Raw genomic sequence first — 25,295 nt, 5'->3', positions numbered from 1 at the left:
TTTTTGTTATAACCAGCAGTAACAATTCAGTATCACATAGGCATTGCTATATTTTCCACCACCAATGCTGTTATTTTTAACTTGCCACCGATGTTGATTGAGTATACAACCGAATCAAGCTACAAGGTGTAGCTACAACTTTCTCTCTGCAGCACCTTCGGGTGCGCTCATTGCCACTCCAGTCTGTCATCGACTAGCCCGCGTTTGACAGACTGCTCACCGAGAGAACAGTGGTCTTCTCCTCTGTCTTTAAATATATGCCTGCAACATATATAAGATCTCTCGGTCGGCGAACCGGCTTGCCCACACCTTGCCGGTTCGCCAACCCTTTTCTTCTCCAACGTTCCCCAACGAACAATAAAAAATGCCGTATGTAACACATACGGCATTTTTTATTACGTTACTCTTACTGTGAATCTACCGATATACAGCTGCACATTTTCTACACAGGCTCCGAAAGACGCTTCCTATCCGCATTCCCAGAACCTGTACTTTAGTAAGTGGAGGACGAGCCGGTTGCTTAAAAAGCTTCCCGCCACGCTCTGCAATAATAATACGTGCAGCAAGTTCGGTGGCATTCCCAGTAAGCATAGTACACTGCGCAAAATGCTTTGCTGAATCATCTTTAACATGGCGAGTCAGGGTACGACAGCATGAGGATTTGTGATTTCTTACAAACGCATCATGCAGATCCTTGCCACATTCACGGGCGTACGCATTACTCGTTGCGAGACGCCCCTTTCCTGTGAACATCCCCACTGAAGCAAGCCCGCCTGCAAGTGCACCGCACATACAACCGGCTGTGCCTACTCCCATACAGAAGGTTGAACCAAGGTTTATGGCTTCCTCTTCAGAAAGAGAGCCGTCAAAAGCTTCATTCAAAGTAACTAGAACCGCCTCAGCACATAGCAGTGCCCGCGTTTCAAAAAGATTCTCCGCTTGAAGCTTCAACTTTTCAACAATAGCTTCTGCTTCTGGAGACAATTCAGTGTCAGCAAGCGACACCGCAGAATACTTATTTAACTTCATCTACAGGGTATCCGGCTTCTTTCCATGCCTTAATACCACCAGGGTGACGATATACATTGGTATAGCCAAGTTTACGTGCCCACATGGCACCGTTATGAGAACGGGTACATTTTACAAAACCACAGTAGAATACAAGCATACGATCTTTGTCTGGACCAAGCAGTGCTTCAAAATCTGCTTGAGTTTTTCCTGCTGTTTCGTTGGTGTCCCAACTCTTCATATCTGGAATAGGAAATAAAAACTGTTTTGCACCAGGGATGTGATTTTTTTTGTAGGAAGCTTCGTAAGGCATTGTATCAATGATGAGCATGTCACTTTTACCAAGCGCATCGTTCAAATCCTTAGAGGAAATAACGTCATAATCACCACGCTGCACTTCTTTAACGAGTTTGATAGATTTCCCTTCAAGTTCCACTTCGGATTCACCAATGCCCATGAATCCACTCAACATAACAACCCCAACCAGCAACACACAACAAACTAAAATCTTACGCACAACACACTCCAGTCAAAATATCTTTTTGTATACAACGACTACAAAACTCGGGCAGTCTGATTTCTTCGCATTGAAGAAACAAATAAAAAACAACAAGCAGCCAATAAGCCTACATCCCTAATGAATGCCTCGCGCAACGCACTACCATCATCATATCCGGAAGGAACTTCACCTGCGGCAAAACAGCCGCAGTCAGCAATAACAAGTCCTTCATGCATGGCATAGCCAAGCACTGCCAAAAACGCCAACGTCATGGCAGTAATAGCGGGTAAACTTCCACGCACATTCAGAATAAGGCCGAGGCCAGCGAGGACTTCAAAAAACGGAAGTCCGAAGGCTACATACGGAAGCAACCACAAAGGGACCACGCCAAATTCTTCAATGATGATACCAAATCCACGTATATCCCAAAGCTTTGCGGCTCCCGCATACGCAAACACAGCGCCGAGCAGCAAGCGCACTACCAGCACAACTGTAGTGCGTTGAAAAATACGTGAGGAAATATTATCGAGCACACTCATAATCACCCTTTTATCACCCTGATGTTTTTAATCAAATCGATAATACCCATTACAATCACTTCGTTGTATCAGATTTATCTATGACTGCAGTCAAAGTTATAGATGACTGGCCGACTAATGTTTTTGCAATTTAAACCGCACGGCAGTATAGGTTGGGCATGCCTAAAAAGAGACTACGAGAAGGTTATACAACAGGCTCATCAGCATCGGCAGCAGCCGGTGCAGCACTCCGCCTGCTGCTTATGCAGCAGACCGTAAACGTGCTGGGAATTGCCCTTCCACCGTTTTTACCGGAAAACGGAGCTTCTGATGCGCCAAATCAGCGACTGGAAATTCCGATCCACACCGTCTGCCTTAAAGAAGATTGTGCTATGGGCAGCGTTATAAAAGACGGTGGTGACGACCCTGATGCAACAAATGGCTTACACATTGAAGCACACGTATCGTTACTTCCTAACACAGAAAATATTATCCTCGAAGGCGGGAAAGGCGTCGGGAAAGTCACACTCCCAGGTTTACCCGTACCTGCAGGAAACCCTGCAATTAATCCTGAACCACAGGAACAAATAAAAGCAGCAGTTCGTGAAGCATGCAATGCAGCCGGATATACTGGCGGCGTGCGTGTTCGTATAGAAGTCCCCCTTGGAGAAGAACGGGCAAAGAATACCATGAACTCCAGACTCGGAATTCTTGGCGGCATATCCATTCTCGGAACCCGCGGAACAGTAAAGCCATACAGCCACAGTTCTTGGAAAGCGACTATTCTGCAAGGAATGGATGTCTCACTTGCGGCTGGTGCCGAATGCGTTGGTTTTTCCACGGGCAGACGTAGCGAACGGTTGCTTATGGAAAGACTACCGGAATGGAAGGAGCTGGCCTTTATACAGGCTGCAGACTTTGTACAGTTCTCTCTGGAATCAGCTGCAGATAAAGGCTTCAAGTGCGCGGCTTGGTCTTGCTTCTTCGGGAAACTGGTTAAGCTGGCACAAGGACACGCCTATACGCATGCGAAAACAGCCCCCATTGATTTCATACTACTCGCACAATGGTGCCGCGAGGCAGGTATCAACGATACATTGATTGCTGAAATTGAAGGAGCCAACACGGCACGGCAAGTGTTGGACATCATCAACGATGATCCTCAAAAAGAAGCTGCTTTACAACACATCGCTATCATTGCACGTGACACCGCACATGCATGGGCAAAAAACAGCGTCAATATTACTGTCTATCTATTTGATTTTGATGGCACACTGCTTACAGTTGTTTAGTGGTACCAGATTGTTGCAACCGGAAACCTGCTGGAGGGATTATGGCTATTCATGTAGTTGGTCTTGGGATTGATCCCGACACGCTTCCTGAAATTCACGAACAGATTATTACAACTGCAGATGTACTTGTTGGAGGAAAACGCCAACTGGAAGCATTTGTCGATCTTGATGTAGAAACCATTCCCGTTACAGCACCATTATCCGATGTATTTGCAGCTATGGCTGCCAGCTACAACGCACGAAAAGAAGTTGTTGTTATTGCAGACGGTGACCCGTTGTTCTTCGGCATCGGTGAACGAATCATTAAAGAGTTCGGCTCTGAAAACGTAGTAGTGCATCCCAACACAGCCACAGTGCAAGCTATTGCTTCGAGAGCAAACATCTCATGGCAAAACATGCGCATGCTGTCCCTACACGGGCGCAATGACTACACCCCGCTCTATACAGCACTCATGCAGCATGATCATATTACTGTGCTCACAGATGACACCAACATTCCTGCAGTCATCGCCCAGAGACTGCTGGACAGAGGGGTTACATGGTTCAACATCGGTATATTTGAAAACATGGGGACAGATGAAGAACAAATTTCCGACTGTACATTGGAAGAAGCTAGCAACCGCAGCTTTTCCAAACTCAATGCCGTACTACTTGAACGTACCGGACAACCGGAACAGCCATTGCGAATAGGTATTCCAGATTCCCAATTTGCAACCGAGCGCAAGCTCATTACAAAACGCCCTGTACGTTCTGCCTCTCTCGGCGTGTTGGAATTGGAGCCACATCACACCATGTGGGACATTGGGGCAGGAAGCGGTTCTGTCAGCATAGAAGCGGCCCATCTCCTATCGAAAGGTGCCGTTTATGCAGTTGAACGCAAAAGCAAACGAGTTGCGCTCATCCGTCAGAATCGGGCACGCTTTGGCGCCGTCAATATGGATGTACTGCACGGCGATGCTCTGGAATGTATAAAAGACCTGCCAACTCCGGACAGAATCTTTATCGGCGGCGGGCTAGGGTCTAACACAACTCTCCTCGCTCCACTCTGTGAACGACTCCAATGCAACGGAATCATCGTTGTAAACAGTACCCTGCTCTCAAGTCTTGAAGCGGCTAAAAATCACTTCAAAACTATAGGCTGGGAGTACGATGTTACAATGATCCAAGCGGCCGCATCTCGTCCGCTTGCCGACGACATCCGACTCGACAGTATGAACCCAATATTTATCATCAGCGCACGCAAACCAGTGCCTGAAAAACAATCAGATTAGAAAACGTTACTCGGAATATATATGACAACCACACGTCCTGAATGGAAGAGCGCACCAGTATGGTTTATCGGTGCAGGCCCCGGTGACCCCGAACTCATCACTGTTAAAGGCGCCCGCATGATTGCAGAGGCGGATCTCGTACTCTATGCCGGTTCACTCGTACCGACAGTCATCATTGAAGGTGCAAAAGAGTCTGCAACAATCATGGATTCTGCTCCAATGAGTCTTGAAGAAACACACGCCGCAGTTGTAGAAACAGTCCGTAAGGGTGGCACTGTTGCCCGTGTACACACTGGCGACCCTAGCCTGTACGGTGCAATCCGTGAACAAATGCGTCTACTGGACAAAGAAGACATCGGCTACGGCACTATTCCTGGTGTAACTGCAAGCTTTGCAGCCGCGGCAGCTTCTGCAACCTCTCTCACCGTGCCGGAAGAGTCACAGTCTGTCATCATCACCCGCCTCGAAGGACGCACGCCAGTACCGGAAACCGAAAAACTACGCGACATGGCAAAACACCGCTGCGCGATGGCAATCTACCTTTCTGCAGCACATCCGAAACGCCTTGTCGAAGAGCTGCGCGCTGGTGGACTTGAGGACGACATCGTCGTTGTAGTTGCCTACCGAGTAGGCTGGCCTGAACAAAAAATCGTGCGTACGACAATTGGAAATCTCTGCGAAACAGTTGCAGAACATAACCTTACGCGCCAGACAGTCTTCCTTGTTCTCCCAGGTGAAGACAATGAAGAGCATTTCTCAAAGCTTTACGATGCGGGATTCCTGCACGGATTCAGAAACTAGCAATACAAACAACGGGCAGGGGGGACCCTGCCCAAAAAAATATTCCTCAAGCAGTTTTTTCTAAAAAACGGTCAAGAAACACAATTTGCTTCGTGGTAAATAGGATCAGATGAACACGAAGAAAGTACATATTCGCGAACAGATAGCACAGTCGCAGCGATACATAGAGGAACATCTAAATACAACCGTTCCCCTTGAATCACTGGCGGAACAATGTGGATATTCTCCACTCTATTTTCACTCTATTTTTACAGGAATAGTCGGTGAAGGAGTAAAAGAATATCAACGCCGTCTGCGTCTGCAACGCGCCGCGACTCAGCTACTTTTTTCTGAAACATCACTCATAGAGATAGCTCTGGACGCAGGGTACGAATCTCAGGAAGGATTCTCGCGCGCATTCAAAAAGCGATTCGCCTATTCACCACTCAAATTCAGAAGACTGCAATCTGACTACAGTTTTCTGTCTGGAGGCAAATTAATGGATACCCCCACCCAGCACACTGACCTCGAAGTCACAATAAAAAAATGTGCACCCATAACCGTAGCAGCGGCACGCCACATCGGCCCATACAGTGAATGCAAAACCGCATTCTCCACCCTCTGCAACTGGGCTCGAGAACAAGGTCTCTATGGCAGTTTCAGACAAGTCTTCGGCATATCGCATGATGACCCACGGACAACGCCAGCAGAAAAGCTCCGATATGACGCATGCATGGAAATTCCAGAAGATTTCGTAGTCGCAGGCGAAGCACAGAAGTACACCATCCACGGTGGACGCTACGCATGCTGCATCCACAAAGGATCATACGCAAAAATACCCGAAACTTTCGTAGCCATGCTCGGCAGCTGGTTCCCCGACTCCGGTGAAGAGCTCACAAACCACCCGCCGCTCGAAGTCTACCTCAATTGTCCATCTAGCACCCCAGAAGATGAGTTGCTTACAGAGTTACGTATTCCGCTCAAGTAGACTGTCAAGACAAGCATTATGTCTCCGACGGCTGGGGAAAACCTTTCTGTGGAAAGGTTTTCCCCAGACCCCTTTCCAAAGACTTTTATCAGGCGAAAGAATTTCGTTCATCATTTCCTTACACGGCTTTATTGCACTTGTTTTTCTTAAAAAAAAGGTTGCCCTAATTCATTAGGACAACCTTTTATATTATATGAAAGATAATGATGCATAAGCCGCGAGAAGACCATCATTAACGAACGTTCCTCGCAGTTAAAAGTTTTTGGAGAGTCCAGAGAAGCCTTTTCTCAAAAAGGTTCTCTGGCCGCCGGAGGCATTTCGTGCATCAGCATTGGTGCGAATAAAATTCAAGCTCCGGCGCTGCTGGTATTTCATTTGCTTCGGCGAGCCGCTTGAAGAACAAGCGTAAGCCTTTCTGCTCTTCTTCGCCGAGATGATAGACAAGACTTTGGAAGTATTGCGTCAATCCTTCTTTGTCCATGTAGCCAGCTTTTTCTGCAAGCTCGATGACGGTCTGAATATTCTCATCACCCCAGTTCTTTGCATTCCGAAAAAGCTCTGCAGGATCCTGTGTAAAACATCCGGACTCGACAGATTTACGAGACACGATCCAGACACCGAAAATGAACGGAAGTCCTGTCCATTCGCGCCATGCTTCACCAAGATCAAGGCGATACGGATAGCGGTCGTCATTTCTGAGACGCAGTGCTTCGTCACCGATGCAGAGTGCTGCTGTCGGAAGCTCACCACGATCAATGTAGTCAGACACAGAACCAGTTTTGTAAGATACATCAAGCTTCAGACAATCACGGAAAAGCATACGCAAAAGCGCGGCTGATGTATGCGACTGAGCTGTAGTAAGTATTTCTTCTCCACCAAGCTCTGAGATAGGCTTCTGACTGATGAGTAACACACTCATTACAGGACCGGCGCTACCAATGGCGATGTCCGGTAAAAGGAAATACTTCTCCGGATGCCGTGCATACTCAAAGGAAGAACAAGAAGATACGTCTAGATTTCCCGCGTCCATCTGTTCATTTAATTCTGCTGGAGTGCCATAAACAAGGTCAAAGTTTTCACCGAGCAGCCCCGTTTCCAGTGGATGATAGATAGGAAGTACGTTCAGATAACGAATGCGACCAACGCGCAGTTTCTTTGCAGGTTTCTGCACGGGTTACGCTTCCTTGTTCTCTACAAGAGAGTAATCCATTGTACGCTGCTTTGGAGTAAAACCGGCTGCTTCAACAATGTCATGAATTTCCTCGCGAGTGAGACGGAATGATGTACCTGCCGCCGCAACAACGTTCTCTTCGATCATTAATGAACCGAAGTCGTTTGCACCGTAAGAAAGAGAAAGCTGAGCAATCTCTGGACCCATTGTAACCCATGAAGCCTGAATATTCTCGATGTTATCAAGAACGATACGGGACATGGCAAGCACACGCAGGTAACCGGCACTTGGCTCAGGACGACAAGTAATGTTGGTATTGCCCGGCTGGAATGTCCAAGGGATGAACGCAGTGAAGCCGTTTGTTCTATCCTGTACTTCACGCACAGCAAAGAGATGTTCAATGCGGTCATCAAGTGATTCTTCGTGCCCGAACATCATAGTCGCGGTTGTATTCAAGCCTTGGTAGTGAGCTTCTTCCATAACAGCAAGCCAGCGTGTTGCGCTGCATTTGTTAGGAGAAACCTGTTTACGGACTTCATCCACAAGAATCTCTGCACCACCACCTGGAATAGAATCAAGACCAGCTGCACGAAGACGCGCGATAACGTCTTTTACGAGCAACTTTTCGTTCTCTGCAAAGAATACAATTTCTGGTGGGGAGAATGCATGAACGTGGATGGAAGGATATGTTTTTTTAATCCAGCGGATCATATCCTCATAAAATTCCATGGTCAGGTTCGGGTTATGACCACCCTGCATAAGAATCTGAGTACCACCGAGTGCGATGGTTTCTTCTATCTTCTGCCCCAGCTCTTCACGGCTAATAACATAACCGCCTTCGGTGTCAGCTTTTTCCGGTGCAACATAAAATGCACAGAATCGACAAGCACAGCTACAAATATTGGAATAGTTGATATTACGATCTGCAACGTATGTTACAATCCGCTCAGGATGCTTTGCAAAACGTACGTGGTTTGCAAGGTAGGCAAGCGTATGCAGACTTGCTTCATTATACAAAACCTGAGCCTCGCCACGATCAATACGATCACCGCGAAGAACTTTTTTAGAAACTTCAATTACAGCGTCGTTTTCATGAAATGGACTATGAACAAACATGCTATGCCTCCTGCTCTACTTTCACTGGCTTAAAGAAGCTGTTACGACGAACCGGATTAAAACCGGAACGAACAATCATCTCCTCGAGCTGCGGGATGGTCATAGCCTGATCTGACTGTGCCCCTGCATCGTGACCGATTTTCTCTTCAACAATAGTTCCGTCAAGATCATCAGCACCAAAGTGTAGTGCAGCCTGCGCAAGCTTTACGCCAAGCATAACCCAGTATGCTTTGATGTGCGGAATGTTATCCAGCATGAGTCGGGAAACTGCGATGGTGCGGAGCTTATCAAGCCCTGTGTGCTTGCCTTTGCGTTCTTCTGGAAGCTCAAGCATGCTGTTTTCAGTAAGGAATGGAAGCGGAATAAAACAGGAGAAGCCGTTTGTTTCGTCTTGAAGTCTGCGCAACTTGTCAAGGTGATCCAAGCGATCATCAATTAATTCAAGATGTCCAAATAACATGGTGCAATTTGAGGTGATACCAAGGTTGTGTGCTTCACGCGCAACATTCAACCATTCATCACCTGTTGCTTTTCTTGGACAAATCTTTTCACGTACTTCAGGTGCAAAAATTTCTGCGCCACCGCCCGGCATGGCTTCAAGGCCGGCAGCTTTCAAACGCCCAAGTACTTCCTGAGTAGAGATATTTTCAAGCTCAGCAAAGTGTGCAATCTCTACAGCCGTAAATGCTTTTACAATAATACCTGGGTAAGTTTCTTTGATGCGTATAATGGCTTCTTCAAAAAAGCTCAGTGGTAACTTTGGATGGCAGCCGCCAACAATATGTACTTCATCGTATGGAAGACCGTCTTTAGGATCAAGCTTAGCTACAATCTCATCTACGCTCAGACGAAATGCACCTTCCTGCTCATCTTCTTCTTTCTGGTAGGCACAGAAAAGGCAGGCATTTACACAAACATTTGTGTAATTGACGTGACGGTTAAGAACATAATACGTGGAATCTCCATGCAGACGGGTACGCGCATGATGCGCCAACGCGCCAAGGGCGTTTATGTCTTCACAAGCGAAAAGCTTTCTACCATCTTCAATGGAAAGGCGCTCACCGTTCATGACCTTTTCAAATACACTGCCCAATCCCAGACGGGCATAGTAATCAGCATCTAACATAATCACGGTCTCCAGATGTCTACTAAAAACAACCACTCACCATGCGTTATCGAAAGACAGTATCCCGACATACTGTTACTACCGCAGGATGAAAAGCAAACCTAAACGTTCCAATTTACCTAACAATAAATGCACCGTATAAATAACGAGCGGTAACTGATGTGTGTGGTCTTCGGCCGGCTGAGTATCTGCTTGCATGCGCGCTATGTCAACCGTAAGAATATGTACAACCTAACCGCACTTAGTGCGTTACCTTTAAAAACAACAAACTCCTATCTATTGGAGGTTTATTATGCAGTTAGAACTCGGTATTTCTCCCTGCCCTAACGACACATGGATTTTCTACGCTCTAGCAAACAACAAAATAGACCTGCCATTTGACATCACAATGTACATGGCCGACGTAGAAGATTTAAATATTCGAGCACGTAAAAGCGACATCGCTGCAACAAAACTCTCCGTAGCTGCAATGGTAGACTGCCTTGATGACTACATTCTGCTCCGTACCGGCGGTGCACTCGGCAGAGGCTGCGGCCCGATTGTCGTCACCAAACAAGACACATGCTTCCAGTCCGCCAGAGAAGCAGACAAAAAAGTTGCCATTCCGGGCAAGCTCACCACTGCAAACATGCTCCTCTCACTCAACAATTCACTCAAAGGTGAACGAGTAGAAATGATCTTCGACGAAGTCATGCCAGCAGTACAATCCGGTACAGTTGACGCAGGAGTTGTCATCCACGAAGGCCGCTTCACCTACGAAAACTTCGGTCTCAAAAAAGTTCTCGACCTCGGCCAATGGTGGGAAAATACAACCAACCTCCCACTCCCGCTCGGTGCAATCGCAATTCGTCGCGACCTCGGCATGGATGCCGCACGCCAGCTTGAAAAAGCTATCCGCGCCAGTCTTTCCTACGTGCAGCAGAATCCAGAAGAAGCCACTGCGTACATTAAAGAACATGCGCAGGAAATGGACGACGCTGTAATCAAAGAGCACATTGCGACCTTCGTAAATGAATTCTCCATGGAACTCGGTACAGACGGTGAATACGCTATCCAGCTCTTGCTCGAAAAAGCATTCGACATCGCAGGCAAGCCAATGCCTGATCTCCCGATCTTTGTTACTGATTAATCAGAGCTAAAAGGTCTACGACGCTTCTTGCCTCCGGCGGCTTAAGAACCTCTTGCAAGAGGTTCTTAAGAATCTCCAGAAACCTTTATAAGCGAAGACAACCCGTTAGTTATTACATTGGTAGCCGCAAGGGGATCACCTTTCTACAACCCGAACTAACAAAGAACTCGTAGCTTTTTGCAACAAAAAAAGGCTGTCCCGACATTTTGAGGACAGCCTTTTTCATTTCGTAAAAAATAATGAGGAATAAACCACGAGTGTTCGTAAGAAACGTGCTGACATCGCAGGTAAAAGTTTTTGGAAGGGGGTCTGGGGGAGAATCTTGTTTCAACAAGGTTTCCCCCAGCCGTCGGAGACAAAATAAATACTCACAGAGCTAGTTACGATTCTTCGCCACAGCTTGCTGCCCATAAATGCCCATACCGATGGCAAAGAGGACAAGCGCGACGCCGAAAAGACCGTAAGCGCCTGTAGGCCGATTAAAGAGTACCACATCCCACACAAATGCGAGAGCTGGTTGCAAAAGCATGAGGAGCCCTGCAATTGCAGCTGGCAGGTTCGGGAGTCCTTTGGATATAAACGCCCAGCCTATGCCCTGGCAAAACACGCCATAGGTAACGAGATACAGCCAGTCGCTGGCAGTGGGAATTAAGAACGAATCCCCTTTAGTTTGCATAACCATGCCGACACTCGCTGCTGTAACCAAAGAGATAATGCCCATATTGGCAAACAGCGGCAGTTTTTTTTCTGTAGACTGCGACTGACGCAGACATATTATGTAGCAAGAATACGAAATTGCCGTCAGGATACCAAAGATAAGTCCCCAAAGAATGTCAGACGAAACTTCATTAATGTCCAACCCAATAAGCAGGAACAGACCAATCACAGCAAGAGGTAACGCAGCAATGAGCCGCTTGGAGATAATTTCTTTAAAAAGAAGTGCACCAAATGCTGCTGTTGCAAAGACTTGCAGGTTACCTAGAATGGTTGCCAAACCAGGACCTACGTAACCAATTGACCTGTGCCAGCACTGAAGATCTACGGCAAAAAAAAGACCGGTTAATACGACTAGCCCCCATATTTTAAGAGGGACAGAAACCTGCTCACGGCTAACAAAAGAAAAGATCATGAGCGTGATGCCACCAAACAACACCCGATAAAACGCGGAACTGTCTGGAGACACACTGGAAAGACGAACTAATACTGGTGAAAAACTAATAATCAAGGCACCCATTGGCACCGCTATATAAGGCGAAGAAAAAAACGCCTTCAACTGCTGAAGCACTATAATTCACCTGCTTTCACAAGCGCCTGATGCGCATCCTGTTTCTTACCGCACGCCTCCAGCGCACGGGCAAGCTGGAGCCATGCTCCCTTGAAGTCCGGCCGCAGAGCAGCTGCTTGTCTGGCAAGCACTTCTGCGATCTCCGGATCTTCTCCCCCATCCAAATAAATACGCGCCATAAGTTCCAGCGCTACCGCATCCTGTGGATTGTACAGCAATGCCTGATGAAGATGCTCACGAGCTTTATCCGGATCATTTTCTTTCATACATAAACGTGCAAAGTTACGCTCCACAAGCGGTTTGTTTTCTTCCAAAGCGCGAGCGCGTTCAAAGAACGTGCGTGCTGTGGAAAAATCGCTCTCCATTTCATTCACCTGCCCAAGGCGAATAAGAGAGAAAAAGTGTTTCTCATCATGCTGCAGGCAAGTATCATAATAGTTGCGAGCAGCTTTAAGGTTACCAAGCGTCTGAGAAATATGTCCAAGATTATACAACGCCATCACATCATCTTCGTCACGGGCAAGTGCACCCTCGAAGTGTTTACGAGCCTCTTCTGAACGCCCTAATCCGGCGTAACATACTCCAAGAGAGTTCCATGCCATTGTGTTATCTTCATCAGCAAGCAATGCACGCTTATATTCTTCAATGGCACCAAAAGAATCATTCTTGGAATAGAGCTTGTCTGCACTGATATTAAGCGCAAGTGAATCAAGAATTCCCACACGTGGAGCCGGAAGCAGCATGGCGTATTCAAGCGCCTTAAGACAGCATTCCAACGCATCACCTTTCCGGTAATCCAAATATGGATAACAGAAGATGCCCACCGCAGCTTCGATTCCAAGATTCGTCAACAGACGCTCACACAATTCATTAAAGAGAACCTGTACAAACTCCGGTTTCCCTTCGGGGTAGAAGCAGATAAGAGAGTTAAGGCCGTATCTGCCCCCAATCATGTCAGTACCGAGTATATCGCGACACTGCTGTGTGGCTTCAGCTAAAATCTGTTCCCCTGCACCACCATGTATATTCGGAATACGGGAGAGACGGATAATCGCTAATGCAAAAGAGTCGGTTGTTTCCCGTTCTTGGGTAAAACGAGCAATAAAATCTCGGTGCTTATACAATCCAGTGAGTGAATCAAAATGCTCAGCTTCGTCATTCCGGTCTATTGTGACCCCAACGCCTTTTTCTTCCGGTAATAATTTAATGGCATCGGTTGGTTCTACAGCCCATGTTGGGTCACCCATGTGCATAATCTCGGCAATAGCTTCTGTTTCACGAACCTCCATTAATACAAGTTCCCCTTTGTAGAGAGGATGCCTATTAATAAGAGAAGTGGCAGAAACGCCATCAGCATACTTGGAATTATAGTTACATGACCAGACTGAAAAACGCTGACCTTCTCGCGCCCCCATAGCACCCCCCAAATTAACCACTACACGGCTGACCGGAAGCACTTCGCGCACAGTACCGCCCTCATGCAACAAGCGGTTGAACCCAAGTACATGCGGAATAGTAAGTGATTCTCCAAGCCGCTTTGCCACGCCAGCACCTATACGTGCTTTACGTAGTAATAACCGACCTTGCTCATTGCTTTTCAACTCAAACTGCGCCCCTTCAAAATCCTGAGGAAACGCGGCATAGCCTGCGGCAATGTCTACACCGACACGATGTTCTGTAATGTCATGAACTTTCTGGATAGATCGAAGAGTACGAACAGCTTCTGCAGCAATTTTTCTACATGCACTGGAGGTTCCGGCAGGAACAAGAATAGCGTATTCATAGTCACCGCTGTTACACACTAAAGCCTGCTCCGGAGCAACAGAGATTAGCGCATCGGCAAATTCTACTGCCAGTTCTTCAGCAAACAAATGACCAAACTCAATCTCAACCGAACGGAGTCCGGAAAGGTTGAGAAGCACTACCCCGACAGAAGCTCGATACTCTTCGCTACCCGCAGTGCGAGGTTCCCCGGAAAGATGAAAGCCTTCGCGAATCATACACAGCTCGCGATTAGCCGCATGGAGCAAATAATCACGAGTGAACAAGCCGTTCTGTGCATTTGTGATACTGGATTTTATACCCTGAATTTTTTCAAGAGCCAGTGTTGCAACGGCAGGAAGTATAGCAATTAAAGTCTTTGGCGCACGAATAGTTACGCCTCTGGCTACAAATTGCCCGTAAAATTTGTTGTTCATCGCAAGCGGCAACAACAGCTTTTTTTCTGTTGCATCCCATACGGCTTCCAGACTTTGTATTTTTCGGGGGAAATACAAACTGTATGATGAAAAATTGATAATAGATTTAATCGATTCAGCGAGTAGATGCTCATAAGTTATGAGATCATATCTGCTTAACTGTGTCCGCTCTGAATTAAGAATATCTATTTGCGCTTTCATAACCATTTTTTATACATAGGTTACACCACAAAGAAAAGTATGACGTGCCTTTCGTCAAATTTTTCAAGACCCTACACCTACTTTCAGGACTGCTCGGTTTTGTGGTATTAAATAAAAAAACACGCAACCAGAATAAAAACACACCGTAACAACCTCTAGTATAAGATAAAAAAGAGAGGAAACAGCATGTCCAATCCTGTTCTTGCTGCTATCCAAGAGCGTCGCAGCATTCGAAAATTCACTGATCGCGAAATAACCAAAGAAGAAATTACCGCCATGCTGGAAGCAGGACGCTGGGCACCGAGCGGAAAAAATAATCAGCCATTCCGTTTTATTGCCATCCGTCGCAATGACCCGCGAATAGACGGATTAGCAGATTGCACGATTTACTCACATATCGTAAACAATGCAGCTCTGATGATTGGTATCTTTCTCGATAAAGACTGCCTGTACCATGAATTGAAAGATCATCAGTCCGCTGGCGGTTGTGTCCAGAACATCATGCTCGCAGCACATTCACTCGGTCTCGGCTCTGTATGGCTGGGACAAATGATGAATAATGCTGAACAGGTTCTTGATGTTCTATCCTTAGATTCTGATAAATATGAATTCATCACGTTTATTGCCATCGGCGAACCTGCACAGGAAGGCACATCCTCACGCAAGCCGCTGGAAGATATTATGCTGGAGCCGTTTTAATGCAAGTAAAAACATTTCCTTTAGGTCCACTTGAAACAAATTGCTACGTTCTATCCAACGAGGGAAAAGCTATTGCAGTTGACCCGGGCGGTGAACCGACTGCTGTTATCGATTTTCTCAAAGAAGAAGGTCTCACTCTTACTCATATTCTCATTACCCACTTCCACTTTGATCACTTATACGGAATCAAAGCATTGCACGAAGCAACTGGTGCAACAGTTATCAGTGGAAGTGACGACGTATTCCTTCTTGATACTGAAGTTGGTCAGGGCGGTATGTGGGGCTTCCCAAAAGTTGATCCATTCACCTTTACTTCTATCGAAGAAGGCGACCACGCTTTCATGGACTTAGAGTGTAAAGTATTTGCCACTCCAGGGCACTCCCCAGGTAGCCTTTCCTTCTTCTTCCCTGCTGCACAGGTAGTTTTTGTAGGCGACCTGTTATTCTTCCGCGCTATTGGCCGTACCGACCTACCGGGCGGTGATTTTGATGTTCTAAAAAAATCTGTAACAGAAAAAATCTTCGCACTCCCACCGGAAACCGTAGTATATTCAGGTCACGGACCAAGTTCTTCCGTAAAAGACGAACAAATCAACAACCCGTATTTTTCTGATTTCCAGCGTTAAGATGATGTATTCAGGCATCTAATTGATGCCTGAATACATCATGACAACAAATATTGATGCGCATTCTACACAAAAGATTGCACATCCAGCGGTAGCATTTCCGACCATAAAGCGGGTTTGTCATCAATCTGGAGTTATCATGCCAACACATGTTGAAGACAACGATACTGCAGTTGCAGATTTACGAAATAAATGTTGAGGGTTAGGACTCGAGATAAGTTTCTATCTCGGCTTCCAGAAGAAGAACAGAATACTTCTTCTGCTTCCTGCTAAGGCACATGCTCCTCTAGAGTATGCATTAAAAAAATACCCTCAATGGAATTGCGAAATCCAAACAGATGACGAGACAGAGCTCTCTGCTCTGTGCAAGCGCGTTGCTAAAGAACAACCTGCAACCGCTGGAGAATAAAACTATGAAGACACAACAACTTACCAATGCTCTCCAGATATTAGCATGCAGCGCCCGTAAAAATGGCAACACTGACAGCGCAGCCAAACTCTTTGCCCAAGGATATGAAGCTGCGGGCGGAAAAACTCAAACTCGCTATATGCGCGACTATACAATCCGCCACTGCACCGCTTGTGAAGCATGTGCTGTTCCCGGCACCACAAAATGTGTACAGGAAGGAAAAGATGACAGCACAGAGCTCTACTCTATGTTGTTAGAAGCACCAGCTCTGTTTATCAGTTCGCCAATCTACTTCTACCATCTACCATCCATCTTCAAAACATTCATAGATCGCTGTCAGTGTTTCTGGTTCCGCGAGTTTAACCGCGACCCATTTGTTCTCTCTCTTCCACCTAGGAAGGCCTACATCTGTCTTGTTGCAGCCCGCCCAGTCGGTGAACAACTTTTTCAGGGCTCATTACTGACACTCAAATATTTCCTGTCTCCGTTCAATATTAAGCTTGCTGAACCACTGCTTATTTACGGTAAAGACGGTCCAGATGAACTCGCCAATGACCCAGAAACCAGAGTGCAAATCGTTGAATATGCAAAAGCTGCGCACAACGATACAGTGCCTCTTTATTCAACCCGAAAATAACGCACGGTCACCAGAACATGCATAGTGTTTTTGCCTTACTCAAGAGTACTGCCGCGTTTCTGGGATTAGATGAAACTCGTTGCGTTTCATGCTTTGCCCCCTACAGTCCTGTAAAGGATGTGTCGTTTCGTTCTTTGTACGAGGAACAAAATAACCTGCCTGAAAAAACTGAATACACCAAAAGGCTCCATCATCAATGGAGCCTTTCACCTCAACTCTGCCCAGATTGCCTGCGGCAACTGGCACCACGCACACAAGGCTATTGTCCCGACTGCGGTATGCTATACGCCAAAGCTGTCGGACAACCTTCGCGCTGTTCAGCCTGCATGGTTAGCTCCCCACCGTGGACATACCTCACATTTTATGGTGCCTACGAAGGCATCCTGCGTGAACTGCTCCTTAAACATAAATTCCATGGCAGACTGGATGCAGGACTCACGCTCGCCCGCCTGCTTGCAGCCATCTACTCTCCTCACGAAGTCACTCCCGCCGCTGTCGTACCTATACCGTTGCACAATTCCCGCCTTCTGCAACGCGGACATAACCAAAGTATGCTCTCCGCCAAGCTAATTGCACAAAAAATCGAAGTTCCGCTTCTGCCTGAGCTACTCCGCAGAAACCGTGAAACAACGCCTCAAGCAACCTTGAGCAAAAAGGAGCGCAACCAGAACCTTTCTGGAGCATTTACTGCGACTATTCCTCCAGAGCTTAAGAATGCCCATATCCTGCTTATTGATGATATTGCTACCACAGGATCCACCTTACGACAGGCGACTAAAACACTACTGCAAGGCGGCGCTGGTTCCGTTGAAGTTGCGTTTATGGCACGCACCCCTGAACCTGAAAATGTCAAATAGTATAAAGACAAAGTACGAACAGCTGCGCCCCGCTAATCAGATGACATATCGCTAAGAACACCAGGGAATATCTGTTCATCAATACATCCTCAGTTGCCTCCGTTTCTTTAATGAGAAGACAAAAGCACCCTAGTCTATAGATTGCTCCTCACTCGTATTTATCCACGTTGGCGTCACCCGAACCGACCAGCAAAACAGTTTTCCCCATTCTTTCAAACCAACGACCTCCCTGACATCCCCTCTAAAAATTAAAAAACTCACCTGCTATCTCTCGCGCCTGTCGGATATGTGACACACTTTTAGTCTTTTTATTTTATTGGTGACACGATTATGCAAATCGTGTAACCACAGCATAGGTGTTCAACTCTATTCATTTTATAAGTAATAGGAGCAGTTATGCGTACTACCATTCTTACCCTTATTGCCTTTATGCTTGTTGCCAGCCCTGCCTTTGCTCATTTCGGTATGGTAATTCCTGATTCAAATGTTGCCACACAAAAGACACGTAGCTCCAACCTTGAGCTGTCATTCTCCCATCCTTTTGAAATGGTAGGTATGACCCTTGAAAAACCGAAACAATTTTTTGCTGTAGTTAACGGTAAAAAAACAGACCTGCTCCCGACTCTTTCTGAATCAAAAGTAATGAATGAAAAAGCATGGAAAACAACATTCCGTTTCAAACGTCCAGGTGTTTACCAGTTTGCTATGGAACCAACTCCGTACTGGGAACCGGAAGAAGACTGCTTCATCATTCACTACACAAAAACATACGTAGCAGCATTCGGCTCTGAAGAAGATTGGGATGCACCGGCTGGACTGCCAACAGAAATTATTCCGCTTACCCGTCCATACGGTCTGTACGCAGGTAGCAGCTTTACCGGTCAGGTTCTGAGAAACGGTAATCCGGTACCAAATGCTGAAGTTGAGTACGAATTTTACAACAAAGAAGGATTCACTGCGCCAACTGAGCACCACATCACTATGGTGACAAAAGCAGACAGCAACGGCGTGTTCACCATTACCTGCCCAAAAGCTGGCTGGTGGGGATTTGCAGCACTCACCACTGCAGACTACACTATTACTGCACCGTCAGGCAAAGAAAAGCCTGTTGAATTAGGCGCAGTTACATGGATTAAAGTGGAAGACTTTAAAAAATAAACAGGTACTAACCTGTCTCGGGTCTTGACTCATACCAAATTATAGTTACATGGTACGGGCATACCTATTACATGGAGAATTGTATGAAAATGATTCGCCCTATTGCCTTACTCCTAATGCCAGTCCTTGCCGCCGTACTTGTTCTCGGCATGGCTGACTTTGCAGACGCCAAACGTTTTGGCGGGGGTAGGTCATTCGGCAGCAAGCCGATGTTCAGCAAGAGCTATTCTAAGCCCGTACAAAAGGCTCCGCTGAACCAAAACAAATCCACTGCCACTCAAACTCAGCAACCGCGCAAAGGCCTCTTCGGTGGCATGGGCGGCATGTTCGGCGGTCTCCTCGCAGGAACATTGCTTGGTTCCTTACTCTTCGGTGGCGGGTTCGGCGGTATTGGTTTCCTTGATATCATCCTACTTGTATTGGCGTTTTTCTTTCTCCGCAAAATGTTCCGTTCTCGAAGAATGGAAACGCAGCAAACCGCCTACCAAGGCGGGGGGCATGCGAACTATAACCAGCAATCATATGCACCACCTGAAGACAATTATTCTACCATGCAACGTCAGTCGCATGATGCATGGTCAAACCTGCGCAGTACTCCTGCGGGCGGAAGCCACGCACAGGATGTACAGCCAGAGGTAACAACTCCGGCAGGATTTGACTCAGAAGACTTCCTAAAGGGTGCCAAGATGGTATTTAACCGTCTGCAGCAAAGCTGGGACAGCAGAGATCTTGAAGACATTAAAGAGTTTACGACTCATGAAGTATTTGAGTCTATTAAACAACAGGCTAAAGAAGACCCTGTGCCTTCACGCACTGAAATTCTTATGTCCAATGCCCGCTTGCTTGAAGTAAAAGAAGAAGGCGACGGCATTCTTGCCACTGTCTACTTTGATGTGCTGATGCGCGAAGACCAGTCCGCACAGCATCCTGAGCAGGTACGCGAAGTGTGGCATTTCCTGAAAAACCACAAGGACGACTCCATGTGGCTTCTCGACGGTATCCAGCAGTTGGAAAGCTAGTCGGACTCCGCACAATAATACGAGAAAAGGGGAAGCATATGCTTCCCCTTTTTGTTTTTGAAATTCAATTACGCAGTCAATTCAGGTTTTTTAAAGATTATGCCCTGCTGAGCAGCAAACTCCCTGAGTTCTGCTGCGGAATGCACACAAAGCTTATGCATCAGATTAGAACGATGTTTTTCAACTGTCTTAATACTTACCACAAGCATGTCCGCAATTTCCCTGCTTTTATATCCCTCTGCCACAAGCTGAAAGATCTCTTCTTCACGCGGAGTCAATTCAGCCAACGGTGAGGCTGTGCCTGAAGCCACGCCTCCGTTCAGGTATCCCCTGATGACATTATTTGCCACGCTCGGAGAAATATATGTTTTTCCGCCCAGTACGCTGGTCACTGCAAGTAGAAATTCTTCACTGGTAGCATCTTTGAGAATGTAGCCGTCTGCTCCGGCAGATAATGCAGAATGAACATAGTCGTTGGCATCATACTGAGTGATAACGAGGACTTTAATGTCAGGAAAACTACGTTTAATTATTTTCGTCGCCTTCAAGCCATCAAGCTTTGGCATTGATAAGTCCATCAACACCAAGTCAACGCTCCGGGTTTCGCACAACTCTACAGCCTGATACCCGTCGCCAGCTTCGCCCACCACTTCGAAGTTTTCAAAAGTTTGTAATAATGATTTCAGCCCCTCACGCAATAAAACATGATCTTCAGCTAAAACAACACGATACAAATCTTCCATTAAAATGCCTGCCTGTTAGATTTACCCCCAATATAACCACACAAATAGCCAATGTGTTTATCTAGTTAACACGCTAAGTATGCTCTTTTCCTACCCTTATAGGAGTAGTAATCAGACTATACCCTACCATAAAAATACGGACAATCCCAATACAAAAATACAGCATCAGCCTAATTCACGCACGACGAACTATATGGTCTATTTTATATCAGAGTAGGAGAGTATCCACAGGACCTCACAACGACTGTGGATATATGGTAATTCGTCTAACCTTGATAGTAAGGATGGCTTTTATGAGAGAAACTGTAACTCGCGTGACACAAAACATGGTTCTAGGCGCACGGCAGTCAAAATGGGTAGCAGAGCAAATCGGAAAACCTTACCCAACTATGATGCGTGAATTAAATCCGTATGACCAGAGTGCAAAACTTGGCGCGGATACTCTACTCGACATCATGCGTGCCACCAAAGACATTACTGCCCTTGAATTTATGGCAAAAGAGCTTGGTTACGAACTCAGCCCTGTTCAGCTCGAAATGGATCACCCTTTCACCGACGAGTAACCAACATATTTTTCATGTTCACTGCCAGACGATTTGATACAATCGTCTGGCAGTTGCTTTTTATGGGCACGCTGACACCACTTATCAAGGCTAGTTATGGAAAAGCAAAGAACAATTCTTATTGCTGATGATCGCCCTGAAATACGGACACTTGTACGCATTACACTTACAAGTGACGGATTTAATGTAGCTGAGTGCAAAAACGCTCAGGAGGCAGTCAGCCTCGCCAAAACACTTGCCCCCCATCTTATCATCATGGATATCGACATGCCTGGTAAATATAACGGCATCACTGCAACCAGCATGCTGACAGCAGACCCTCAAACAGCCAATATCCCAATCATTATGCTCACAGCATTAAAAGGTGCAGCCAAAGAGTGTCTGGATAGCGGCGCTTCTGCCTACCTCACAAAGCCGTTCAGTCCTATAGACCTATTAAAGAACGTTCAGCAATTTGCGCGCAATAAGTAATACCATAACAGCTGAGTACTATTCCCTTCCTGAGTCTCAGTGCAGTAAAATACACGCTATACATTCTATTCTCATAGTACATATCCGAACAAGACGCATATGATTACAAGAGGGCTTGCATTCATGCAAAGCCTCCCTGCAATCATGTATTGCTGCAAATTTTCTTTGAAGGATACACGCTATGCCTAACGACAAAACCTGCCAGCTTGAACTCAAAGAAGCCCACGCTCAGCTTTTCAAGTATGCTGAAGACCTCCATAAAACCATAACCATGCTAAAAAATTCACACCTTGAGTTGGAGATGGCTTATGTTGATACCGTAAACAGGCTGGCACAGGCTGTGGAATATAAAGATGAAGCCACTGGCGACCACGTCCTGCGTATTTGTTTTTTTAGCGCAGTCCTTGCCCATGCACTTGGCCTGTCGAATGAAAAGGTACTTCGCATATACAACTCTGCCGCCATGCATGATGTCGGGAAAATAAGCATTCCTGATTCAATCCTTCTAAAACCGGGACCACTGACAGCAGAAGAATTTGAAATAATAAAGACCCATACAACAGTTGGTGCAAAAATATTGTCAAACTCCAAATCCAGTCTTCTTGAAACGGGACAGGTTATTGCCCTAAACCACCACGAGCGCTGGGATGGAACAGGTTATCCAAACGGACTTAAGGGTTCGAGAACTCCGATAGAAGGCCGTATAGTGGGACTAGTTGACGTTTATGACGCTCTTCGCTCCGAACGGCCTTATAAGAAGCCATACTCTTTGGAAAAAACTACAACCATTATCCAGCAAAGCTCCGGAAAGCATTTTGATCCTCGCATTGTGAAAGCATTCTTTGAAAACCTACCACGCATTACATATATTGATGATATGTTGCGCAGTCCGAAACAACATGACGTTGAGCGCCTCTTTAAGGAAGTGCTCCCTGACTGCCCGTTGACCCACAGTTTTTCTATCACGAGTATCTTATAACGCGAGAGCCAACTGCTATGAATACAGGACAAACGCAATATATACTCATTGCTGTAGCTGATTCAAAAATAGCATCCCAGCTTAAAGAAGGGATAGAGTCATCATGTGGCACTCCATGCCTCATTGGCGTAACCTCTTCAGAAGCATTCAGCCTTGCCTCGCAAAACAGCGACCAACTGGCCTTGGCAATTCTTGATACAGCGCTGACAGATCTTTCAGAAAGTTTGTTCTACGTAACAGCAGAACAAAGCATCCCCACTCTGCTTCTTAGTGACGACTATACCGAAGCATGCACTTCTTGCGCCATGTCCCCTACAATCATTGATGCCGTACTCAAAAACAGCGACCTTGTTTCCAACGTTATCGAAGTAGTGCAACGCCTTCATCAAAACAAGAATACTTACGTCCTCATCGTCAACAGTTCAGCATCGATACGACATTTCCTCTCATATGTTGTCTCCAACTATATGCTGAACCCCCAAATAGCACGATCCGGCAAAGAAGCTCTGCGCCTTCTGGAAAAGCAGAATTTTCCTTTGATACTTATCGATGCCTACCTTGACGACATGCCTGGAGTTGAACTCACACGACTCATCCGTAAGCAGCATCCGCCAGAACACACATCAATTATCGGTATTTCCGGTAACTCAGACATGCATATTTCAGCCATGTTTCTTAAAAGTGGCGCCAGTGACTTTCTCAACAAGCCATTCAAACGAGAAGAACTGTACTGCCGAATGATTCAAAACTTAAAAATGACAGAACTGCTTCACCATCTTGATCAACTTAATGTTTTGAAAAATAAGATGCTTGGAATGGCTGCTCATGACCTCGTAACACCAATCACCAGCATTCAAGGACTGGCATCCATTCTCGAAGAAGGCTATGCAGGCAGCCTTACGCCAGAGCAAAAAGAAATCGCACTTGCAATTTCCTCAGCAAGTAGTGACATGCTCACACTCGTTACAGACATTCTAGACGTTTCAACTATTGAAAGTGGCCATATGTCCATTGAAAAAGAACTTATAGATCTTAATGAGATAGTATCCCAGCAAGTCGCCCTTGCCGAACTCTCTGCAGCAAGAAAATCTCTATCACTCCACCAAAAACTGGAGCCACTGGATACCATTCAGGGAGACCCAAAACGAATTGCACAACTTATCGACAACCTTCTCTCTAATGCCATCAAGTTTTCTGAGCCGGAAACCACTATCCACATCAACACAAAACAAGATGACCTAGCAATCCAACTTATTGTAAAAGACGAAGGTCCGGGAATCGCTAAAAACGAGCTTGAGCAACTATTTACCCCCTTCTCTAAGGGAACAGCTACTCCAACCGGAGATGAATCCAGTCATGGTCTGGGATTACACATCGTAAAGCGTATTGCTAGCGCCCATAATTGTGTTGTAGATGTAGCGAGCACATTAGGTAAGGGCACACAATTTACAGTCAGCTTTCCTTTACAGGCTGCTTCAAAATAACTTTTTCCACTCCAGGCCACATGATACCAAATCTCTCAACAGCTACTGTTCCGGAACACATGAATAACACCCGCCTTGACGGCGCACTCTCTCTATTCCTTCCTGATGCTGGCATACGTACACGCAGAAGGATTTTTGACACTCATACAGTCCTGGTTAACGGCATTCCCCGCTCAAAAGGCCATACGGTATCTACTGGTGATCAAATTCTTCTTGTAGAAAAAACAGCTCCTCAAGAGACAGCTGAAAAATATGAAGAGAATGCAAAAGATACTATTCAGGACAGCTCTTCTGAACTGAAGAAAGAACTATATATAGTGCACGAAGATGCCCTCTTTGCTGCAATCTACAAACCGGGCGGACTGCACACCGCTACTATAGCCGGAAAAGATACATCTAGCCTTGAAACTGAACTACCCAAGCTGTTTGCAGATGTGCCGCTGCCTATTCTAGTAAACAGACTTGACCACCTGACATCCGGCATGGTTATGGCTGCAAAGTCAGAAGAAGCCGCAGCCCTGTTCAGAGAAATTGAAAACGCAGGAGCTGTAGAAAAAATCTACCTTCTTCTTGTCCATGGTTCCGTGCCTGCGCCACTTCAAGTCACTAACAAACTTGATATGGCTAAACGCAAGGTAACCAAAGTACTTCCAGAAGCAGACCCTGATCCCCTACGCCACACAACATTCCTCCCACTTCTGGAAACCACAGTACCTGGCGATCCTTCCAGCTCCGCAACCCTCCTCATGGCGGCCATAAGTAAAGGTGCACGCCATCAAATCCGTGCCCACATTGCGTCGCAAGGCTTCCCTATTGTCGGTGACCCGCTTTATGGCGTTGCAGAAACACATCCAACCCAGATCATGTACCTCCACCACTACCAAATCGAACTTGGTACCTTTGCTGCCACGTGTCCTCCAAACTGGCCCTCATGGGATCTGTGGAAGAATTCAATTCCTAACAAGTAATCAGCACGTTACAACAAAACTTGTGATTTTCTGTATTTTTTAATTGAAAAAGACTTTCAATTTCAATATAAAAAACTCAACCCGAACATAGTTGGCTAAA

The 25,295-nt window shown here is 46.2% G+C and carries 25 protein-coding genes; 16 read left to right on the top strand and 9 right to left on the bottom strand.

All coding sequences use genetic code 11. The features are described 5' to 3' along the window. Window positions 1–417: 417 nt before the first annotated feature. From BUR09_RS10400 to BUR09_RS10390, 3 genes are read right to left on the bottom strand one after another with little or no spacing between them, the layout of a single operon-like run. A complete protein-coding gene (locus BUR09_RS10400; protein ID WP_084539436.1) occupies window positions 418–1,029 on the bottom strand; it encodes a C-GCAxxG-C-C family (seleno)protein in 612 nt (203 codons plus the stop codon). Beyond that, window positions 1,016–1,525: a rhodanese-like domain-containing protein gene (locus tag BUR09_RS10395; RefSeq protein WP_245796728.1), complete on the bottom strand. Its 510-nt coding sequence runs from the start codon at window positions 1,523–1,525 to the stop codon at window positions 1,016–1,018. The genes BUR09_RS10400 and BUR09_RS10395 overlap by 14 nt, the downstream gene beginning before the upstream one ends. A 38-nt stretch (window positions 1,526–1,563) precedes the next feature. Beyond that, complete coding sequence (locus BUR09_RS10390; protein WP_074216864.1) at window positions 1,564–2,046, bottom strand: MauE/DoxX family redox-associated membrane protein; 483 nt, start codon at window positions 2,044–2,046, stop codon at window positions 1,564–1,566. A 158-nt stretch (window positions 2,047–2,204) separates the two neighbouring features. Between BUR09_RS10390 and BUR09_RS10385 the strand changes: the two genes are divergently transcribed. The 4 genes from BUR09_RS10385 (at window position 2,205) to BUR09_RS10370 (ending at window position 6,356) form a co-directional block, all read left to right on the top strand. Further along, the gene (locus tag BUR09_RS10385) at window positions 2,205–3,317 is read left to right on the top strand and encodes a cobalt-precorrin-5B (C(1))-methyltransferase (protein ID WP_074216863.1); all 1,113 of its coding nucleotides are present in this window, start codon (window positions 2,205–2,207) and stop codon (window positions 3,315–3,317) included. A gap of 41 nt (window positions 3,318–3,358) precedes the next feature. Beyond that, on the top strand, window positions 3,359–4,588 hold the full coding sequence (locus BUR09_RS10380) for a bifunctional cobalt-precorrin-7 (C(5))-methyltransferase/cobalt-precorrin-6B (C(15))-methyltransferase (RefSeq protein WP_074216862.1): 1,230 nt from the start codon (window positions 3,359–3,361) through the stop codon (window positions 4,586–4,588). A gap of 21 nt (window positions 4,589–4,609) precedes the next feature. Next, entirely contained in the window at window positions 4,610–5,389 is a 780-nt protein-coding gene (gene cobM, locus BUR09_RS10375; RefSeq protein ID WP_074216861.1) for a precorrin-4 C(11)-methyltransferase, read from the top strand. A gap of 109 nt (window positions 5,390–5,498) precedes the next feature. Then, window positions 5,499–6,356: an AraC family transcriptional regulator gene (locus BUR09_RS10370; RefSeq protein WP_074216860.1), complete on the top strand. Its 858-nt coding sequence runs from the start codon at window positions 5,499–5,501 to the stop codon at window positions 6,354–6,356. Window positions 6,357–6,681: 325 nt separating this feature from the next. Here BUR09_RS10370 and BUR09_RS10365 read toward each other — a convergent pair whose 3' ends face one another. The 3 genes from BUR09_RS10365 to mqnE are packed head-to-tail and all read right to left on the bottom strand — an operon-like array spanning window position 6,682 to window position 9,769. After that, the gene (locus BUR09_RS10365) at window positions 6,682–7,527 is read right to left on the bottom strand and encodes a menaquinone biosynthetic enzyme MqnA/MqnD family protein (RefSeq protein WP_074216859.1); all 846 of its coding nucleotides are present in this window, start codon (window positions 7,525–7,527) and stop codon (window positions 6,682–6,684) included. A 3-nt stretch (window positions 7,528–7,530) separates the two neighbouring features. Next, window positions 7,531–8,643 (bottom strand): cyclic dehypoxanthinyl futalosine synthase, encoded by a 1,113-nt coding sequence (mqnC, locus tag BUR09_RS10360; protein WP_074216858.1) that lies wholly within the window; start codon window positions 8,641–8,643, stop codon window positions 7,531–7,533. Window position 8,644: 1 nt separating this feature from the next. After that, window positions 8,645–9,769, bottom strand: coding sequence for an aminofutalosine synthase MqnE (mqnE, locus tag BUR09_RS10355; protein ID WP_074216857.1), 1,125 nt, complete (start codon window positions 9,767–9,769; stop codon window positions 8,645–8,647). 292 nt (window positions 9,770–10,061) lie between these two features. Between mqnE and BUR09_RS10350 the strand changes: the two genes are divergently transcribed. Further along, a complete protein-coding gene (locus tag BUR09_RS10350; RefSeq protein WP_074216856.1) occupies window positions 10,062–10,898 on the top strand; it encodes a 1,4-dihydroxy-6-naphthoate synthase in 837 nt (278 codons plus the stop codon). A gap of 376 nt (window positions 10,899–11,274) precedes the next feature. Here the strand turns inward: BUR09_RS10350 and BUR09_RS10345 are convergent, their stop codons facing one another. Beyond that, window positions 11,275–12,132 (bottom strand): DMT family transporter, encoded by an 858-nt coding sequence (locus tag BUR09_RS10345; protein ID WP_074217051.1) that lies wholly within the window; start codon window positions 12,130–12,132, stop codon window positions 11,275–11,277. Between the two features lie 50 nt (window positions 12,133–12,182). Next, window positions 12,183–14,582 (bottom strand): tetratricopeptide repeat protein, encoded by a 2,400-nt coding sequence (locus tag BUR09_RS10340; protein ID WP_245796727.1) that lies wholly within the window; start codon window positions 14,580–14,582, stop codon window positions 12,183–12,185. Between the two features lie 186 nt (window positions 14,583–14,768). Here BUR09_RS10340 and BUR09_RS10335 point away from each other — a divergent pair, with 186 nt between their 5' ends. The 6 genes from BUR09_RS10335 to BUR09_RS10310 all read left to right on the top strand — a co-directional run bounded on the left by BUR09_RS10335 (window position 14,769) and on the right by BUR09_RS10310 (window position 19,987). Then, the gene (locus tag BUR09_RS10335; RefSeq protein WP_074216854.1) at window positions 14,769–15,281 is read left to right on the top strand and encodes a nitroreductase family protein; all 513 of its coding nucleotides are present in this window, start codon (window positions 14,769–14,771) and stop codon (window positions 15,279–15,281) included. After that, a complete protein-coding gene (locus BUR09_RS10330) occupies window positions 15,281–15,907 on the top strand; it encodes an MBL fold metallo-hydrolase (RefSeq protein ID WP_074216853.1) in 627 nt (208 codons plus the stop codon). The genes BUR09_RS10335 and BUR09_RS10330 overlap by 1 nt, the downstream gene beginning before the upstream one ends. A 413-nt stretch (window positions 15,908–16,320) precedes the next feature. Then, entirely contained in the window at window positions 16,321–16,953 is a 633-nt protein-coding gene (locus BUR09_RS10325) for a flavodoxin family protein (RefSeq protein WP_074216852.1), read from the top strand. 119 nt (window positions 16,954–17,072) lie between these two features. Continuing rightward, window positions 17,073–17,810, top strand: coding sequence for a ComF family protein (locus BUR09_RS10320; protein ID WP_175566019.1), 738 nt, complete (start codon window positions 17,073–17,075; stop codon window positions 17,808–17,810). A gap of 396 nt (window positions 17,811–18,206) precedes the next feature. Further along, window positions 18,207–18,968 (top strand): DUF4198 domain-containing protein, encoded by a 762-nt coding sequence (locus tag BUR09_RS10315; protein ID WP_074216850.1) that lies wholly within the window; start codon window positions 18,207–18,209, stop codon window positions 18,966–18,968. Window positions 18,969–19,051: 83 nt separating this feature from the next. Further along, on the top strand, window positions 19,052–19,987 hold the full coding sequence (locus BUR09_RS10310; RefSeq protein ID WP_084539434.1) for a Tim44 domain-containing protein: 936 nt from the start codon (window positions 19,052–19,054) through the stop codon (window positions 19,985–19,987). Between the two features lie 68 nt (window positions 19,988–20,055). On the opposite strand, the gene BUR09_RS10305 is transcribed toward BUR09_RS10310, so the two are convergent. Continuing rightward, on the bottom strand, window positions 20,056–20,730 hold the full coding sequence (locus tag BUR09_RS10305; RefSeq protein ID WP_074216849.1) for a response regulator: 675 nt from the start codon (window positions 20,728–20,730) through the stop codon (window positions 20,056–20,058). Window positions 20,731–21,023: 293 nt separating this feature from the next. Between BUR09_RS10305 and BUR09_RS10300 the strand changes: the two genes are divergently transcribed. From BUR09_RS10300 to BUR09_RS10280, 5 genes are all read left to right on the top strand, one after another. Continuing rightward, window positions 21,024–21,293: a phage regulatory CII family protein gene (locus tag BUR09_RS10300; RefSeq protein WP_074216848.1), complete on the top strand. Its 270-nt coding sequence runs from the start codon at window positions 21,024–21,026 to the stop codon at window positions 21,291–21,293. A 96-nt stretch (window positions 21,294–21,389) separates the two neighbouring features. After that, window positions 21,390–21,764, top strand: coding sequence for a response regulator (locus BUR09_RS10295; RefSeq protein WP_074216847.1), 375 nt, complete (start codon window positions 21,390–21,392; stop codon window positions 21,762–21,764). 181 nt (window positions 21,765–21,945) lie between these two features. After that, complete coding sequence (locus BUR09_RS10290) at window positions 21,946–22,743, top strand: HD-GYP domain-containing protein (RefSeq protein WP_074216846.1); 798 nt, start codon at window positions 21,946–21,948, stop codon at window positions 22,741–22,743. Window positions 22,744–22,760: 17 nt separating this feature from the next. After that, window positions 22,761–24,227 (top strand): hybrid sensor histidine kinase/response regulator, encoded by a 1,467-nt coding sequence (locus BUR09_RS10285; RefSeq protein ID WP_074216845.1) that lies wholly within the window; start codon window positions 22,761–22,763, stop codon window positions 24,225–24,227. Window positions 24,228–24,247: 20 nt separating this feature from the next. Then, complete coding sequence (locus BUR09_RS10280; RefSeq protein ID WP_084539432.1) at window positions 24,248–25,195, top strand: pseudouridine synthase family protein; 948 nt, start codon at window positions 24,248–24,250, stop codon at window positions 25,193–25,195. The last annotated feature ends 100 nt before the right edge of the window (window positions 25,196–25,295 follow it).

Source organism: Halodesulfovibrio marinisediminis DSM 17456 (genome assembly GCF_900129975.1).
GTDB lineage: Bacteria > Desulfobacterota > Desulfovibrionia > Desulfovibrionales > Desulfovibrionaceae > Halodesulfovibrio > Halodesulfovibrio marinisediminis.
This window is presented reverse-complemented; position numbering and strand designations above follow the sequence as displayed.